The following is a 16,714-nucleotide window of genomic DNA, read 5'->3' as shown; positions in this document are numbered from 1 at the left end:
TTACGCCCGGCGCGTATCACTGGCGGTTGCGGTGTGGGCGGAGAACACCGCAAGCCCCGCGCGTGCCGCGTACATCGCCCACATCAGCTCGGCCGCGGCACGCGCCTGGCGGCGTTTACGGTGGAGGGTGAAGTCAATAACGCTGGCGGATGTTTGCATGGGGGAAATCTCGTGGGCGACTCAATGCCTCCACAGTAATGCGTGCTGGTTATTTCTTTAAATACTGAGTTTGCATGTGTTAATGCGATTTTGGACTTAGAAAATAATCCCGTTCCGATGCTGTTGTGGGAAGGGTCTGGTCCGTTAATTAAGCGTGACCTGGTGAGCCTGCCTGGCTTCCCATCACTGTTCGCGTGATGGCCCAGGCTTTGTCACGCCCCCGAATGCCAAGGATTTACCCCATGCTGTTGCGCCAACCCCCACTACTGTTTACCGCCCTGACCCTCAGTTCACTGGCGCACGCCGACACCCTGCAACTGGCCCCGGTCGAGGTCTCCAGCAGCGAAGCCAGCGCTGGCGAAGTGGCCCAGGCGCAGCTCAAGAGCGTGCCCGGTGGCACCAACTTCATTGATATGAGCAGCGTGCAACAGGGGCGCGTCAGCACCAACGAAGACGTGTTCAAGTACCAGGCCGGCGTCTATGCCAAGGCGGCGAATAATGAAGGCGTGAAGTTGTCGATCCGCGGTTCCGGCCTGAACCGCAGCCCCGGCTCCCACGCCTCGGGCCTGTATGAAATGCTCGACGGTTTGCCGCTCACCGGCCCCGGCGGCACGCCCTATGAACTCAAGGATCCGCTGTGGCAAAGCCGCGTCGAGGTGCTGCGCGGCGCCAACGGTTTTGACCAGGGCGCCCTGGCCCTGGGTGGCTCGGTCAACTATGTCACGCACACCGGCTATGACGCGCCGAAGTTGCAGGTGCGCTATGAAGTGGGCAGTCGCGGTTATGCCCAACGCGAAATCAGCTCCGGCCAGGTGCTGGGCGACGCCGACTACTACATCAGCCTCACCGACTCCGAATCCGACGGCTACCAGCACCAGAGCGCCGGCACCGGCAAGGGCATTGCGGCCAACTTTGGCTACCGGTTCAACCCGGACCTGGAGACGCGCTTCTATTTTCGCTACCGCGAAACCACCAACGACAGCCCCGGCAAGCTGACGCGCTACCAGATCAGCCACGATCCAACCGCCGCCAACAGCCTCAACGCCGCCCGCGACTCGAAACGCCTGCAGCCGGGCTCGACCTGGATCGCCAACAAGACCACCTTGCAGCTCGATGACACTTCCCGCGTCGAGGTGGGGCTGGCCTATCACGACTACCCGATGGATTTGCGCGAAGGGCTCAACCGCCTGAAAGTCGCCTACACGGATGTCAGCGGCACCCTGAACTACATTCGCCAGGACAGTTGGTTCGGCCACGACAGCAAAACCACCATTGGCCTGCGCACCACCCAGGCGATGCCCAACAACGGTGCCTCGGAATATGTGCGCGTACCGTCGAGCAACCCCGCCACCTATTACGCCCCCGGCACCAAGACCCGCGACTACAGCTACCTGGGTTCCGACACGGTGTTGCATATCGGCAACGAGCTGGAACTGGTGCAAGACCTGTGGCTGACCACCGGCCTGGCTGCGATCTACACCCGCCGCGAAACCCAGGTCAGCTACCCGCAAGGGCAGGCGCCGCTCAGCCAGCATGATTGGGACTACGCGCCGCGCATTGGCCTGCGCTATGACTTCACCCCGCAGTTGCAGGTGTACGGCAACCTGAGTCGCTCGGTCGAACCGCCGCACGCGTGGTCGATGATTTGGGGCTCCAACAAGTATTTCACCGGCGGCCCGGCCAAGGGGCTGGCCCGCGAAGGCGTGAGCTTGCGCAATCAGACCGCCACTACCCTGGAGATAGGCGGGCGTGGTGAGCAATGGTTCGGCCAGTGGGATTTGGCGTTGTATCGCTCCGAAGTGCGTCACGAACTGCTCACAGTGGAGACCCAGGCGCAGACACAGAGCAGCAGCGCCGTCGTGGCCGAAGCCAACGCCAGCCCCACCGTGCACCAGGGCGTGGAGTTGAGCCTGCTCAGCCCATTGTGGGACGGCGGTGGTAATGGCCAGTTGGCCTTGCGCCAGGCCTACACCTACAGCGATTTCCACTACCGTGACGACGACCGCTTCGGCGCCAACACCTTGCCGGGCATCCCCAAGCATTATTACCAGGCGCAAGTGCGCTACAGCCACCCGACTGGTTTCTACACCAGCCTCAACACCGAGCACGCTTCACGGGTGGCGGTGGATTACGCCAACTCTTACTACGCGGCGGCGTACACAACGCTGGGCGCCACTTTCGGCTATGACGCGCCGAAACAGGACTGGCAAGCCTGGGTTGATCTGCGCAACCTCACCAACCGGCGTTATGCCAATACCGTCACGCCGGGGTATGACGACAAGGGGTTGGATGTGGCCCGCTCCACACCGGCCGATGGGCGCGGTATCTATACCGGTGTGTCGTGGAACTGGCGCTAAGCCAATTTAACTGTCACCGAGGTCTAACTGTGGGAGCGAGCTTGTGTGGGGGGGCTGGCTTGTGTGGGAGCTGGCTTGCCTGCGATGCAGGCGCCTCGGTCATTCAGTTGAACTGAGGCGATGCCATCGCAGGCAAGCCAGCTCCCACACAGACCAGCTCCCACACAGACCAGCTCCCACACAGACCAGCTCCCACACAGACCAGCTCCCACAAAAGCCAGCTCCCACACAGACCAGCATCCACTCAGACCAATTCCCACACAAGCCCGCCCACGGCATCCAGCCCACCCGAGTGGCCCTTGCCCCGCCACAGTTTTACTGGCATTGTTCGCTCAATTGGTAATCTTTCCCATTTGAGAAGTTTTTGCGCATGCATGACATTCCGGCCGCGCCGGGCGATTGCGCCCGTCAGCAGACCCTTACGGCGATGTACAGCGAGCACCATGGCTGGTTGCACGGCTGGCTGCGCAAAAAACTCGGGTGTTCCCAGTACGCTGCCGACCTGGCCCACGATGCGTTTATCCGCGTGTTGATGCTGGCCGATCCGCACACCATCAAGGAGCCTCGCGCCTTTCTCGCCACCACCGCCGGGCGCCTGTTGATCGATGGGGCGCGGCGCCGCCGGATCGAAAAGGCCTACCTGCAAGCCCTGCTGGTGCAGTGTGAAGACGCCGGCATGCCCGACCCGGCCGCGATCCATGTGGCGCTGCAAGCCCTGGAGCGCATCGCCGAGATGCTCGCCGGCCTGCCGGCGAAAACCCGTGAAGCCTTCCTGTTAAGCCGCCTGGACGGGCTCACCTACAGTGAGATCGCCACGCGCCTTGAGGTGTCATCCAGCACGGTCAAAAACTATCTGTCCACCGCGCTGGTGCATTGCTACCACAGCCTGTACGGGGCGGACCCGTTGCCGTGAACACCGAGCAGATCATTCAACAAGCGGCGAATTGGCTGACGCGGCTGCACGACGAAGACGTCAGCGATGCCGAGCGCCACGCCTTCAATACCTGGTGCCAGGCCGACCCGCGCCATGCCGTGGCCATCGAGCGTATGCGCTCGCTCTGGGGTGGCTTCGATACGTTGCCCGCGCAACCGGCACGCATCGCCCTGAATCGCGCCTTTGCGCCCCAACGTTCGCGCAGGGTGCAGGCCTTGGGGGTGCTCGGCGTATTGCTGTGCGGCTGGTTTGGTGTGCAGCACATGCCGGTGTGGACGGCCGACCAGCGTACCGGCGTCGGCGAGCGCCGCCAGGTCGCCCTTGAAGACGGTAGCCAGTTGCAGCTCAACAGCAATTCGGCGGTGGACGTGAAATTCGACGGCCACCAGCGCGTGATCGAACTGCTGCAGGGCGAGCTGTGGGTTGACGTGGCCAAGGACGCGCAACGGCCGTTCGTGGTACGCACCGATCAAGGCACGGCCACGGCCTTGGGCACGCGCTATCTGGTTAAGCGCGCGGCGGACGGCAGCACCCTGGTCACGGTGATCGAGTCCACCGTGGCGGTCCAAGGTGACACGGGCGAGGGCGTCAAGGTCACGGCCGGGCAGCGCGCGATTCTTGATCATGGCCACGCGGGGCCTGCACAGGCCAGCGGCAGCGCCGACCCGGATGCCTGGACCCGTGGCCTGCTCAAGGTCAACGACCAACCGCTGAGTGAGGTGCTGCAAACCCTGGCCAGCTACCGCCACGGCTTGGTGCGCTTTGATGCCCAGGCGTTGAAAAACCTGCGTGTGTCCGGGGTGTTCAAGCTCGACGACACGGCGGCGGCGCTCTCGGCGCTGGCCGATAACCTGCCGATTCGGGTGGAGTACTTCACCGACCTGATGGTGGTGGTCAAACCGCTCTAGATCAGCCTTCGTGCTGGCGCAGGCGCTTGTACAGGGTGTTGCGGCTTACGCCCAGTTCCCGCGCCAGGTGGGAGATGTTGCCGCCCGCTGCTTTCAAGCGTTGGCTCAGGTCGCTGTTGTCTTCCAGGCTTGGCTGGGTGGGCAAGGGCGCGGTCACGTTCAGGTCGACAAAGAAATCATCCGGCAGATGCTCCGGTCGCACCGGCTGCTCCTCGGCCATCGCCAGCGCCACCTGCAACACGCTGCTGACCTGGCGCAGGTTGCCCGGCCACGGGTGCTGCTCGAACAACGCCAGCACTTCGGCACTCAGCCCGGCCCATTGGGTCGGCTCACGGTGCTGTTGCCACAACTGCTGGAACAGCGCCTGTTTGTCGGTACGCTCGCGCAAGGGAGGCAGTTCCAGGGTCAGGCCGCCGATGCGGTAGTACAAATCCTCACGAAAGCGCCCGGCCTGCACCCAGTCGCGCAGCACACGGTTGGTGGCCGAGATAATGCGCAAGTCCACCGGGAACAGCTCGCTGCTGCCTACCGGCTGCACGCAACGCTCCTGCAACACCCGCAGCAAACGGGCCTGGGTCGGCAAGGGCATGTCGCCAATTTCATCCAGAAACAGCGTGCCCTTATCCGCCTTGCGGATCAGGCCGATGCTGCCTTTCTGGTTGGCACCGGTAAAGGCGCCCTTTTCATAGCCAAACAGCTCGGACTCGACCAGTTCGGCGGGGATCGCTGCACAGTTCACCGCAATGAACGCCTGTTTGCTGCGCGAACTGGCCTGGTGCAGGGCTTTGACGAACACCTCTTTGCCAACGCCGGTCTCGCCGTGTATCAACAACGGTATGTCCTTCTCCAGCAAACGCTCGGCCTGGCGCACGGCCTTTTCTACGCGCACATCGCCAAAATGCAGGGTCTGGATGCCCATCGGCGCAGGTTTTGTGGGCTTGGGCTCAGCAAAGACCCTCGCCTGCACCGGCATCTTCTGCGGCCGCTTCAATAAACACTGGAACCGATTGCGGCCCGCCGCCTGCAACGAGAACGGCAAGCCCTCGGGTTGATTCAACAATTCCAGCAGCGAGACTTTAAACAAACTGTCGATCAGCACCCGCGACAAACTGATGCCCAGCAAGTTGTCGGCGCGGCGGTTGGCCGACAGCACCTGGCCGCTGTCATCAAAGATGATCAGGCCCGCCCACTGGCTGTCGAGGTTGTTCAGGCCGGTGTTGAAGGTCAGTTGGAAATGCTCGCCGCGAAACAGGTTGAGGATCAGCCGGTTCTCGACGGTCTGGCTCATCATCTTGACCATGCCCAAAGTGTGGGAGGGCGGCAGGTAGCTGTCGCTGGACACATCCAGTACCGCAATGATTTCGCGCTGGGCATCGAAAATCGGCGCCGCGGAGCCGGTCATGAAGCGGTTGGCCTTGAGAAAGTGTTCATCGTGCTCGATATGCACCGCCTGGGCACAGGCCAGCGCAGTGCCGATGGCGTTTGTGCCGCTTGAGCGCTCCATCCAACTGGCGCCGGCACTGAAGCCGCGCGCCAGCTTCGGCTCGATAAAACGCTGGGTGCCCCACGAGGTCAGCACCTGGCCCTGGTTGTCGGCCAGCATGATCAGGCAGTTGGAATTGCTGAGGATGTTTTCGTAGTAGGGCAGCACTTCCTGATGGGTGGTCTGCACCAGTGAATGCTGGCTTTCGAGCAACTGGCTGATGCCTTCGGCGGGCAGTTGATCGAAGCTGGGGGTGCTCTGGTGGTCCAGGCCAAAGGCGCGGCAACGGCGCCAGGATTCCTGGATAAGGGTGTCGTGTGCGAGGGGTTCGGCCATGGGGGCGACCTTCTTTTATTTTTATTCTTATCAAGCCTTACGCCGTCCAACTGTGGGAGCTGGCTTGCCTGCGATGGCGGTTTGTCAGCCACCGAATTGGCAAGCTGGACCATCGCTATCGCAGGCAAGCCAGCTCCCACATTAAATCTGTGGCGCCCATCGATTGTTGTTCAGAACTGTTCAATGTCAACCCGCTTAATGTTCAGTTGTTCAGCGCTGGTTGTTCATTTGTGTTCATGCCTGAACATCCTGTTCAACCCATTTCCTTACAGATCAACCACCTGCCACTTCTGGCACGAAACTCGCTCTTACGAATGGCCAGAATCATTCCAATAATAAAAAGGGCGTGTCATGTCATTGACCCTGGAACATGTCTCCCGCGTTGTCGAAGGCCAGACCTGGATCGAAGACGCCAACCTGCGTTTCGAAGCCGGTTCTTTCAACGTATTGCTCGGCCGCACGCTGTCCGGCAAGACCAGCCTGATGCGCCTGATGGCCGGGCTGGACAAACCCGACAGCGGCCGCATCCTGATGAACGGCGTAGACGTCACCCACAAGCCGGTGCGCCTGCGCAACGTGTCGATGGTCTACCAGCAGTTCATCAATTACCCGACCATGACCGTGTTCGAAAACATCGCCTCGCCGTTGCGCCAGGCCGGTGTGTCCAACGAACTGATCCACAGCAAAGTGCTGGAAACCGCGCAGATGCTGCGCATCGAGAAGTTCCTGCAGCGCCACCCGCTGGAGCTTTCCGGCGGCCAGCAGCAACGCACGGCCATGGCCCGCGCCTTGGTCAAAGACGCCGAGCTGATCCTGTTCGATGAGCCGTTGGTGAACCTGGACTACAAACTGCGCGAAGAGCTGCGTCAGGAAATGCGCGAGTTGTTCAAGGCGCGCCATACCATTGCCATCTACGCCACCACCGAACCCAATGAAGCCCTGGCCCTGGGTGGCACCACCACCATCCTGCACGAAGGCCGGGTGATCCAGAGCGGCAGGGCCGCCGAGGTGTATCACCAGCCCCAGACGGTGCTGGCCGCCGAGCTGTTTTCCGAGCCGCCGATCAACCTGATGCCGGGGCGTATCAGCGGCAATGAAGTGAGTTTTGCCAATGTCGTGCACTTCCCGTTGAACGTGGATCTGCGTCCCATCGGCGAAGGCGAGTTCCGGTTTGGCGTGCGCCCCAGCCATATCAGCCTGGTGCCGAGCAACGACGATGACCTGGAACTGGCGGTGACCGTAGAGGTGGCCGAGATCAGCGGTTCGGAAACCTTCCTGCACGTGCGCAGCGAGCATTTCCTGTTGGTGCTGCATTTACCGGGGGTGCATGAGTACGACGTCGACGCGCCGATCCGCGTGTATATCCCCACCCATAAACTCTTTGTGTTCGATGGCCAGGGCCGTTTGGTCCAGGCCCCCGGGCGCCGCGTCGCGAGGGTTGCCTGATGGCCGAGATCCATTTGCAGAACCTCGCGCACAGCTACAGCCCTACACCCAATGGGCCTGAGGACTACGCCATTCGGGCCATGAACCATGTGTGGGAGCAGGGCGGTGCCTACGCCTTGCTCGGGCCATCGGGCTGCGGCAAGTCGACATTGCTCAATATCATCTCCGGCTTGCTCAGCCCGTCCGAAGGCCAAGTGCTGTTTGACGCCAAAGTGGTCAACGAACTGACCCCGGAAAAACGCAATATTGCCCAGGTGTTCCAGTTCCCGGTGGTGTACGACACCATGACGGTGTTCGACAACCTGGCGTTTCCCCTGCGAAACCAGGGCATGGCTGAGGCGAAAATCCACAGCAAGGTGCAGGAAATTGCCGAAGTCCTCGACCTGCAAGCCCTGCTGAGCAAAAAAGCCCGCAACCTCACCGCCGATGAAAAGCAAAAAGTTTCCATGGGCCGTGGCCTGGTGCGCGATGACGTGTCGGCGATCCTGTTCGACGAACCGCTGACGGTGATCGACCCGCACCTCAAATGGAAACTGCGCCGCAAGCTCAAGCAGATTCATGAGCAGTTCAATATCACCATGGTCTACGTCACCCACGACCAGCTTGAGGCGTCGACCTTCGCTGACAAAATCGCGGTGATGTACGGCGGGCAGATCGTGCAATTCGGCACACCGCGCGAGTTGTTCGAGCGGCCCAGCCACACCTTCGTCGGCTATTTCATCGGCAGCCCCGGGATGAATCTGATCGAGGTGCAGGCCGAAGCCGGTGGCGTGCGCTTTGCCAGCACGTTGCTGCCGTTATCCGAGGCCTTGCAACAGCGCCTGCGCGAGGCGGACTACAAAAAGCTGCAGGTGGGTATCCGCCCGGAATTTATCCACGTGTGGGACGAGTACAACCCTGACGCCCTGCAGGCCGACGTCGTGCATGTGGAAGACCTCGGCACCTACAAGATCATGACCCTCAACCTCGACGGCGCGTCGTTGAAAGTACGCCTGGCCGAAGACAAACCGGTGCCGGAAGGCAAAGCCTCGATCAGTTTTCCCGCGCAGTGGTTGATGGTGTACGCCGACGATTACCTGCTGGAGGTGCAGCCATGAACAAGGTGCAGAACAACAAGGCCTGGTGGCTGGTGTTACCGGTGTTCCTGCTGGTGGCGTTCAGCGCGGTGATCCCGATGATGACCGTGGTCAACTATTCGGTGCAGGACATTTTCGACCAGTCCAGCCGCTACTTTGTCGGTGCCGACTGGTACAAACAGGTGCTGCTCGACCCGCGCCTGCATGACTCCTTGCTGCGCCAGTTCATCTACTCGGCCTGCGTGCTGTTGATCGAAATCCCGCTGGGCATCGCCATCGCCCTGACCATGCCGACCAAGGGCCGCTGGTCGTCACTGGTGTTGATCATCCTGGCGATTCCGCTGCTGATCCCGTGGAACGTGGTCGGCACCATCTGGCAGATTTTTGGCCGCGCCGACATTGGCTTGTTGGGTTCGACGCTCAACGCCATGGGCATCAACTACAACTATGCGGCCAACACCATGGACGCCTGGGTGACGGTGCTGGTGATGGATGTGTGGCACTGGACTTCGCTGGTGGCGCTGCTGTGTTACTCGGGGCTGCGTGCGATTCCGGACGTGTACTACCAGGCAGCGCGGATTGATCGCGCATCCGCTTGGGCGGTGTTCCGACATATCCAATTGCCAAAGATGAAAAGCGTGCTGCTGATCGCGGTGATGTTGCGCTTTATGGACAGCTTCATGATTTACACCGAGCCTTTCGTGCTGACGGGCGGCGGGCCGGGTAACGCCACCACGTTCCTCAGTCAGACCTTGACCCAAATGGCTGTAGGCCAATTCGACCTGGGCCCGGCGGCGGCGTTTTCCCTGGTGTATTTCCTGATCATCCTGTTGGTGTCCTGGCTGTTCTACACCGCCATGACCCATTCCGACGCCAACCGCTGAGGCCGCCAACATGAGCAAGCGCAAGGTTATTCCGCTGCTGATCTACATCCTGTTTCTGCTGGTGCCGATCTACTGGCTGCTGAACATGTCCTTCAAGAGCAACACCGAAATCCTCGGCGGGCTGACCCTGTTTCCGCAGGACTTTACCCTGGCCAACTACAAGGTGATCTTCACTGACCCGAGCTGGTACACCGGTTACCTCAACTCGCTGTACTACGTGAGCCTGAACACGGTGATCTCCCTGAGCGTGGCGCTGCCGGCGGCCTATGCGTTTTCGCGCTATCGGTTCTTGGGCGACAAGCACCTGTTCTTCTGGCTGCTGACCAACCGTATGGCGCCGCCGGCGGTGTTTTTGCTGCCGTTTTTCCAGCTGTATTCGTCCATCGGGCTGTTCGATACGCACATCGCCGTGGCGCTGGCGCATTGCCTGTTCAACGTGCCGTTGGCGGTGTGGATCCTGGAAGGCTTCATGTCCGGCGTGCCCAAGGAAATCGACGAAACCGCCTACATCGACGGCTACAGCTTTCCCAAGTTTTTCGTGAAGATTTTTATCCCGTTGATTGGCTCCGGTATCGGTGTGACGGCATTTTTCTGCTTCATGTTTTCCTGGGTCGAACTGCTGCTGGCGCGCACCTTGACCTCGGTTAACGCCAAGCCCATCGCGGCGGTGATGACGCGCACGGTCTCGGCTTCCGGCATTGATTGGGGCGTGCTGGCAGCGGCGGGGGTGTTGACCATCCTGCCGGGCATGCTGGTGATCTGGTTTGTTCGCAACCACGTGGCCAAGGGCTTTGCCCTGGGCCGGGTCTAGAGGGTTCGATGATGGAATGGATGGCCTGGACCACCCCGACTGCACTGTTCTTTGTGACGATTGGCCTGCTGCTGGCAGGCATGACCACCTGGGAACTGCGTTCGCCGAGTATTCCTCGGCGCGGTTTGTTGCCGATCAGCACCACCCGTGGTGATCGTTTGTTTATCGGTCTTCTCGGCAGCGCCTACCTGCATTTGCTGGTGATCGGCGTTACCGACTGGAGCATCTGGGTGGCGTCTGCGCTATCCCTGGTATGGCTGTTGAGTGTGATGCGTTGGGGCTAGTGCCCTTATGAACTAGTGCCCTTATGAATAAACCACCAGGAGGTCTCTATGTTGAATAAAAACAATAAGCTGCGACATAGCATTTCATTGGCCGCCGTACTGGCCTTGAGCGGTTTGAGCGCCACGGCCTGGGCCGACGCGTACGAAGATGCCGCGAAAAAATGGATCGGCAGCGAGTTCAAACCGTCCACCCTTACCGAAGCCCAGCAGCTCGAAGAGTTGAAGTGGTTTATCAAGGCGTCGGAACCGTTCCGTGGGATGAAGATTAACGTGGTGTCGGAAACCCTCACCACCCACGAGTACGAATCCAAGGTACTGGCCAAGGCCTTCAGCGAAATCACCGGCATCAAGCTGACCCACGACCTGCTGCAGGAAGGCGACGTGGTGGAGAAGCTGCAAACCCAGATGCAGTCCGACAAGAATATCTATGACGGCTGGGTGAACGATTCCGACTTGATCGGTACGCACTTTCGCTATGGCAAGACCGAATCCATCACCGACCTGATGGCCAACGAAGGCAAGGCCTTCACCTCGCCGACCCTGGATATCAAGGACTTTATCGGCATCTCGTTCACCACCGCGCCGGACGGCAAGATCTACCAACTGCCCGACCAGCAGTTCGCCAACCTCTACTGGTTCCGCGCCGATTGGTTTGAGCGCGCGGACCTTAAAGCCAAGTTCAAGGAAAAATACGGCTACGAGCTGGGTGTGCCGGTGAACTGGTCGGCCTATGAAGACATCGCCAAGTTCTTCAGCGAAGACGTCAAGGAAATCGACGGCAAACGTATCTATGGGCACATGGACTATGGCAAAAAAGACCCATCGCTGGGCTGGCGCTTCACCGATGCCTGGTTCTCCATGGCCGGCGGCGGCGACAAGGGCCTGCCCAACGGCTTGCCGGTGGACGAGTGGGGCATTCGCGTGGAGGACTGCCACCCGGTAGGCTCCAGCGTGACCCGTGGCGGCGACACCAACGGCCCGGCCGCGGTGTTTGCCACGCAAAAGTACGTGGACTGGATGAAAGCCTACGCGCCTCCGGAAGCGGCGGGCATGACCTTCTCCGAATCCGGGCCGGTGCCGTCCCAGGGCAACATCGCCCAGCAGATCTTCTGGTACACCGCGTTTACGGCCGACATGACCAAGCCGGGCCTGCCGGTGGTGAATGCCGATGGCACGCCGAAATGGCGCATGGCGCCGTCGCCGGTCGGGCCGTATTGGGAAAAGGGCATGAAAAAGGGCTATCAGGACGTGGGTTCCTGGACCTTCCTCAAGTCCACGCCCGAGAAGCAAAAGCTTGCGGCGTGGCTGTACGCGCAGTTCGTCACTTCGAAAACCGTGTCGCTGAAGAAAACCATCGTTGGCCTGACGCCGATTCGTGAGTCCGACATCAACTCCCAGGCCATGACCGACATGGCGCCGAAACTCGGCGGGCTGGTGGAGTTCTACCGCAGCCCGGCGCGGGTGGAGTGGACGCCGACCGGCACCAACGTGCCCGACTACCCACGCCTGGCGCAGTTGTGGTGGAGCAACATCGCCGCAGCGGCCAGTGGCGAGAAAACCCCGCAACAGGCGCTGGATAACCTGGCCAAGGAACAGGACGCGATCATGACGCGCCTGGAGCGTTCCAAGGTGCAGCCGGTGTGCGGCCCAAAAATGAACCCGGAGCGGGATGCGCAGTACTGGTTTGACCAGCCGGGCGCGCCGAAGCCCAAGCTGGCGAATGAGAAGCCCAAAGGGGAGACCGTGGCTTATGGTGATCTGTTGAAGCAGTGGGAGGCGGCGCGTAAGTAATCACTGGTTCGTGATGACAAAACGGCACGCTTGCGTGCCGTTTTTCAGGTTTAGAACGATGACTGGTCCGTTTAAGGGGCGTTACTGATAGGCTGGTGGGGTATTGACGACGCCGTAGCCAGCGCCCGATTGCAGATCCCGGAATGTCATATCCCAGGTCGCCCCCTTGGACGTCAGGTGATACACATGATTTTTCTGTAGATAAAGGACGGTATCAGGCGCGTAGCCACTAATGTTCGTCATCGTGAGTTCTCCGTACTGACAGTCTTGGGTAACGATCAAAACCGTTGCACCAGGCCGGGCGTTTGGAAGAACCCTATAGCGTCCCATCATGGTGGCCAGTAGAGCAATTACAGTCACATCGTTCGCACCGTTGAGGTCACTGGGAATGTCGCCTTGGCTGCCATATATCAAAGTCATTTTGATCATCCTTAATTGAGTGGGCAATTATTCAGACGTTGGTCGGGTTGTCTAGCAAGTCACGGCCTGAATGGACTGAAGGTAAGGCAGGACGAATAGGTTTCATACTGTGAGACTTGACAGTTTTTTATACTGTTTGATAAGTAGAGCAATTTTTTTTATTTCTAAAGAGTTATCGAGTGGGTTCAACTCGCCTGCGGCTGAACCTGCAACTGCCCATCCACATCCTTGACCAGCTCACTGGCCAAAAACAGCGGCGCCAAGCGCTTGTGAAGTTGCGGCTCGACAAACTCCTTCACCGTCTCCAGCACCAATACGCCACTGAGCGGCAGCTCGGCCTTGGTGTATGACAGCCACGCCTTCTTCAACACCATCAACACATCGCTGCCCGCCGTGGAGGCAAAGCGGCGGTGCGTGGGTTTGCCGTCGAAGTTGAAGGTGTGCTGGAACGCGTAGCCGGTTTCGTCACCGTTGGCGGCGCTGCAGCGCACGCAGGTGCATGGGCCATCGCCGAATGCGCTGCGCAGGTAAGCGTTGAAGTCCACCACGGGCTTGAGTGACAGGCGCTTATCGACCTCGAACAGATCCCCAGTCATTTTATCGTCAGTGTTCAACGTCCATTTCCTCGCAGGTTGGCAGGTGTATTTCAAAGCGCGGCACAATAACAGCCACACGGCATTTTGGGGATGATTAGCATAACAATAGATCCCGATATTCTTTTCCAGTCTTAAAATTCGTCGCTAGGCTCTATCACCTTCTCGAAAACGCGGCAGATTCCCATGACTTTCAAGCGTTCCTCCCTGACCCTGTTGGCCGCGTCCCTGGCGGCCGCGAGCGCCTTGCTCAGCCCCGGCGCCCAGGCCGAAGGCAAGATCAGCATTGCACAGCAATTCGGTATCGGTTACCTGATCCTCGACGTGGTGCGCGACCAGCACCTGATCGAAAAACATGGCAAGGAGCAGGGCCTGGATATCAAGGTGGAATGGAACAGCATTTCCGGCGCCACCGCCATGAATGAATCGCTGCTGGCCGGCGCCCTGGATGTGGTCTCGGCGGGTGTGCCGCCGATGCTCACCCTGTGGGACCGCACCAAGGGCAAGCAGAACGTCAAGGCCATCGCCTCCCTGGGTTCGATGCCCAATTACCTGCTGACCAATAACCCCAACGTGAAGACCCTGCAGGACTTCACCGACAAAGACCGCATCGCTGTGCCGGCCGCCGGCGTGGGTTTCCAGTCGCGCACCTTGCAGATCGAGACGGCCAAGCTGTTCGGCGATGCCAATTTCAAGAAGTTCGACGACATCTCCATCAGCCTGGCCCACCCGGATGCCACGGCGGCGTTGATTGCCGGTGGTTCGGAGATCAATTCACACTTCTCCAGCCCGCCGTTTCAGTATCAGGAGTTGTTGAACCCTAACGTGCACAAGGTGCTCAGTTCCTACGACATTCTTGGCGGGCAGGCGTCGTTCAACGTGCTCTACACCACGCAGAAATTTCACGATGACAACCCCAGGACCTACAAGGCGTTTTATGACGCGCTGGCGGAGGCCGAGAAGATCATCAAGGCCGATAAACCTGCGGCCGCCAAGACGTATATTCGCGTAGAGGAATCCAAGCTGCCGCTGGACCTGGTGGAGAAAATCGTCCAGGACCCGGAAATCGACTTCACCATCGTGCCGCAGCGTACGTTTATCTATGCCCAAAAGCTGCAGGAATTGGGCGTGCTGAAGAACAAGGCGGCGAGCTGGAAGGATTACTTCTTTGAAGAAGCCCATGGTGGTGATGGCAGCTGATTTGTAATTGGGAGCCAATGTGGGAGCTGGCTTGCCTGCGATAGCATCAACTCGGTGTACCTGACACACCGAGGTGCCTGCATCGCAGGCAAGCCAGCTCCCACAGTGGATCGTTGTTGTCTATGTGTCAGCGGAAGAATTCGCCCGGCGTAGACTCAAACTGCTGCCGAAACGCATTGATAAACGCCGACGTCGACTCATACCCACACCCCAGCGCCACATCCGTCACCCGCTCGCCTTGCTCCAGCGCGGGCAGGGCGCTGAGCAAGCGCAGGCGCTGACGCCAGGCGCGAAAGGTCAGGCCTGTATCACTCAAAAACAACCGGCTCAGGGTCTTTTCACTGACCCCAAGCTTGTGGCTCCAGTCACCCAGGGTGGTCTGCTGCTCCGGGTGCAGGTTCAGGCTGCGGTAAATCTGCCGCAGCCGTGGGTCATGGGGCAACGGCAGCATCAAATCCACCTGGGGCGCGGCCGCCAGTTGGTCGAGCACCACCTGGGCCAGCCGCCCGTCCGGGCCGTCCTCGGCATACTCCACCGGCAACTCGCTGAAACTGCGGATCAACTCGCGCAACAAACTGCTCACCTCCAGCACCTGGCAACGCTCGGCCGCCCAGGCGGTGACGCTGCAATCGAGGTACAGGCTGCGCATTTCCGTGTGCGGTGAACTGAACACCCTGTGTGGCACGCCCGCCGGAATCCACACGGCGCGCTGGGGCGGGGCGACGAAACGGCCGACACTGGTCTGGATCTCCAGCACCCCCGAAATCGCATACGACAACTGCACCCACGGGTGGCTGTGCCGGCGGGTCAGCGCGCGGTTGGGCAGCGATTCGGTGCGGCCATACACCGGGCGTGGCAGGCTGGAAAGCCCGGGCACACTGCGCCTAACCGTCTTGTCATGTCCTTTAGGCGGCATTTACTGGCTCATTGGCGTTAGTCGGTAACAGGCCGTTAAGTTAGAGTCGCAGCGATGCTCTTGGCAACCCCTGGAAGATTTGCTTATGACCCGCCCGCGTTTTCTACCTGACAACTTCACCCTGACCCTGATCGCCACGGTGATCCTTGCGTCACTGCTGCCGGCCAGCGGCCAGACCGCCGTGGCCTTCGGCTGGGTGACTAACCTGGCCATCGCGCTGCTGTTTTTCCTGCACGGCGCCAAGCTGTCGCGCCAGGCCATCGTCGCTGGTGCCGGGCACTGGCGCCTGCATTTGCTGGTGTTCAGCCTGACTTTTGTGCTGTTCCCATTGTTGGGCCTGGCGCTCAAGCCGCTGCTGTCGCCGCTGATCGGCAACGACCTGTACATGGGCATGCTGTATCTGTGTGCGCTGCCGGCCACGGTGCAATCGGCGATTGCCTTCACCTCGCTGGCCCGCGGCAACATCCCGGCAGCCATCTGCAGCGCGGCGGCCTCCAGCCTGTTCGGCATCTTCCTGACGCCGTTGCTGGTGACCTTGCTGCTTAACGTACACGGCGATGGCGGCTCCACGGTCGATGCCATCCTCAAAATCAGCGTGCAGCTGTTGCTGCCTTTTGTGGCCGGGCAGATCGCCCGGCGCTGGATTGGCGAGTGGGTGGGGCGTAATAAATCCTGGCTGAAGTTCGTCGACCAAGGCTCGATTCTGCTGGTGGTGTATGGCGCTTTCAGCGAAGCGGTCAACGAAGGCATCTGGCACCAGATCCCGTTGTGGGAGCTGGGCGGTCTGGTCGTCGCCTGCTGCGTGTTGCTGGGCTTGGTGCTGGTGGCCTCCGCCGTGCTGGGCAAGGCATTTGGGTTTAACCAGGAAGACCGCATCACCATCTTGTTCTGTGGCTCGAAGAAAAGCCTGGCCACCGGTGTACCGATGGCCCAGGTGCTGTTCGCCGGGGCGACCATGGGCGTGCTGATTTTGCCGTTGATGCTGTTTCACCAGATCCAGTTGATGGTCTGTGCGGCGTTGGCGCAGCGTTATGCCAAACGCCCGGAAAGCATCCCCGAGATGATGGGCCAGGTCGATCCGTGATCCAGCGCACACCTTGGGAAGATTGACCTCAA

General features: G+C 60.3%; 16 protein-coding genes. 11 read left to right on the top strand and 5 right to left on the bottom strand.

Features of this window, described 5'->3' with window-relative positions:
* On the bottom strand, positions 1-159 hold the full coding sequence (locus AB4P96_RS20400) for a hypothetical protein (RefSeq protein ID WP_017137721.1): 159 nt from the start codon (positions 157-159) through the stop codon (positions 1-3).
* A 242-nt stretch (positions 160-401) separates the two neighbouring features.
* On the opposite strand from AB4P96_RS20400, the gene AB4P96_RS20395 reads away from it, so the two are divergent.
* The 3 genes from AB4P96_RS20395 to AB4P96_RS20385 all read left to right on the top strand — a co-directional run bounded on the left by AB4P96_RS20395 (position 402) and on the right by AB4P96_RS20385 (position 4,358).
* Positions 402-2,516, top strand: a complete 2,115-nt coding sequence (locus AB4P96_RS20395) for a TonB-dependent receptor family protein (RefSeq protein ID WP_395600003.1) — start codon at positions 402-404, stop codon at positions 2,514-2,516.
* 370 nt (positions 2,517-2,886) lie between these two features.
* Positions 2,887-3,429: a sigma-70 family RNA polymerase sigma factor gene (locus AB4P96_RS20390; protein WP_177032271.1), complete on the top strand. Its 543-nt coding sequence runs from the start codon at positions 2,887-2,889 to the stop codon at positions 3,427-3,429.
* Entirely contained in the window at positions 3,426-4,358 is a 933-nt protein-coding gene (locus tag AB4P96_RS20385; RefSeq protein ID WP_395600002.1) for a FecR family protein, read from the top strand. Before AB4P96_RS20390 ends, AB4P96_RS20385 begins: the two co-directional genes overlap by 4 nt.
* A gap of 1 nt (position 4,359) precedes the next feature.
* Here AB4P96_RS20385 and AB4P96_RS20380 read toward each other — a convergent pair whose 3' ends face one another.
* Positions 4,360-6,177, bottom strand: a complete 1,818-nt coding sequence (locus AB4P96_RS20380) for a sigma-54-dependent Fis family transcriptional regulator (protein WP_395600001.1) — start codon at positions 6,175-6,177, stop codon at positions 4,360-4,362.
* A 351-nt stretch (positions 6,178-6,528) separates the two neighbouring features.
* On the opposite strand from AB4P96_RS20380, the gene AB4P96_RS20375 reads away from it, so the two are divergent.
* From AB4P96_RS20375 to AB4P96_RS20350, 6 genes are read left to right on the top strand one after another with little or no spacing between them, the layout of a single operon-like run.
* Entirely contained in the window at positions 6,529-7,623 is a 1,095-nt protein-coding gene (locus AB4P96_RS20375) for an ABC transporter ATP-binding protein (protein ID WP_177032267.1), read from the top strand.
* Positions 7,623-8,720: an ABC transporter ATP-binding protein gene (locus tag AB4P96_RS20370; protein WP_017137727.1), complete on the top strand. Its 1,098-nt coding sequence runs from the start codon at positions 7,623-7,625 to the stop codon at positions 8,718-8,720. Before AB4P96_RS20375 ends, AB4P96_RS20370 begins: the two co-directional genes overlap by 1 nt.
* A complete protein-coding gene (locus AB4P96_RS20365) occupies positions 8,717-9,583 on the top strand; it encodes a carbohydrate ABC transporter permease (protein WP_017137728.1) in 867 nt (288 codons plus the stop codon). Before AB4P96_RS20370 ends, AB4P96_RS20365 begins: the two co-directional genes overlap by 4 nt.
* Before the next feature lie 10 nt (positions 9,584-9,593).
* The gene (locus AB4P96_RS20360) at positions 9,594-10,394 is read left to right on the top strand and encodes a carbohydrate ABC transporter permease (protein ID WP_003174634.1); all 801 of its coding nucleotides are present in this window, start codon (positions 9,594-9,596) and stop codon (positions 10,392-10,394) included.
* Between the two features lie 11 nt (positions 10,395-10,405).
* Positions 10,406-10,678, top strand: coding sequence for a DUF2160 domain-containing protein (locus AB4P96_RS20355; protein ID WP_026013758.1), 273 nt, complete (start codon positions 10,406-10,408; stop codon positions 10,676-10,678).
* 48 nt (positions 10,679-10,726) lie between these two features.
* Positions 10,727-12,469, top strand: a complete 1,743-nt coding sequence (locus tag AB4P96_RS20350) for an ABC transporter substrate-binding protein (RefSeq protein WP_017137730.1) — start codon at positions 10,727-10,729, stop codon at positions 12,467-12,469.
* An 81-nt stretch (positions 12,470-12,550) separates the two neighbouring features.
* On the opposite strand, the gene AB4P96_RS20345 is transcribed toward AB4P96_RS20350, so the two are convergent.
* Positions 12,551-12,889: a hypothetical protein gene (locus tag AB4P96_RS20345; RefSeq protein ID WP_169987204.1), complete on the bottom strand. Its 339-nt coding sequence runs from the start codon at positions 12,887-12,889 to the stop codon at positions 12,551-12,553.
* A gap of 185 nt (positions 12,890-13,074) precedes the next feature.
* Positions 13,075-13,503, bottom strand: a complete 429-nt coding sequence (locus tag AB4P96_RS20340) for a hypothetical protein (RefSeq protein WP_236447762.1) — start codon at positions 13,501-13,503, stop codon at positions 13,075-13,077.
* A gap of 165 nt (positions 13,504-13,668) precedes the next feature.
* Between AB4P96_RS20340 and AB4P96_RS20335 the strand changes: the two genes are divergently transcribed.
* Positions 13,669-14,682 (top strand): ABC transporter substrate-binding protein, encoded by a 1,014-nt coding sequence (locus AB4P96_RS20335; protein ID WP_017137732.1) that lies wholly within the window; start codon positions 13,669-13,671, stop codon positions 14,680-14,682.
* A gap of 127 nt (positions 14,683-14,809) precedes the next feature.
* Here AB4P96_RS20335 and AB4P96_RS20330 read toward each other — a convergent pair whose 3' ends face one another.
* Complete coding sequence (locus AB4P96_RS20330; RefSeq protein WP_017137733.1) at positions 14,810-15,598, bottom strand: helix-turn-helix domain-containing protein; 789 nt, start codon at positions 15,596-15,598, stop codon at positions 14,810-14,812.
* An 85-nt stretch (positions 15,599-15,683) separates the two neighbouring features.
* Here AB4P96_RS20330 and AB4P96_RS20325 point away from each other — a divergent pair, with 85 nt between their 5' ends.
* Positions 15,684-16,682, top strand: coding sequence for a bile acid:sodium symporter family protein (locus tag AB4P96_RS20325; protein WP_099547751.1), 999 nt, complete (start codon positions 15,684-15,686; stop codon positions 16,680-16,682).
* Positions 16,683-16,714 lie beyond the last annotated feature (32 nt).

It is taken from the genome of Pseudomonas sp. B19125 (assembly GCF_044218855.1).
GTDB classification, from domain to species: Bacteria; Pseudomonadota; Gammaproteobacteria; order Pseudomonadales; family Pseudomonadaceae; genus Aquipseudomonas; species Aquipseudomonas edaphica.
Note: the sequence above shows the minus strand (reverse complement) of the source record. Positions and strands in the feature narration are given on the sequence as shown.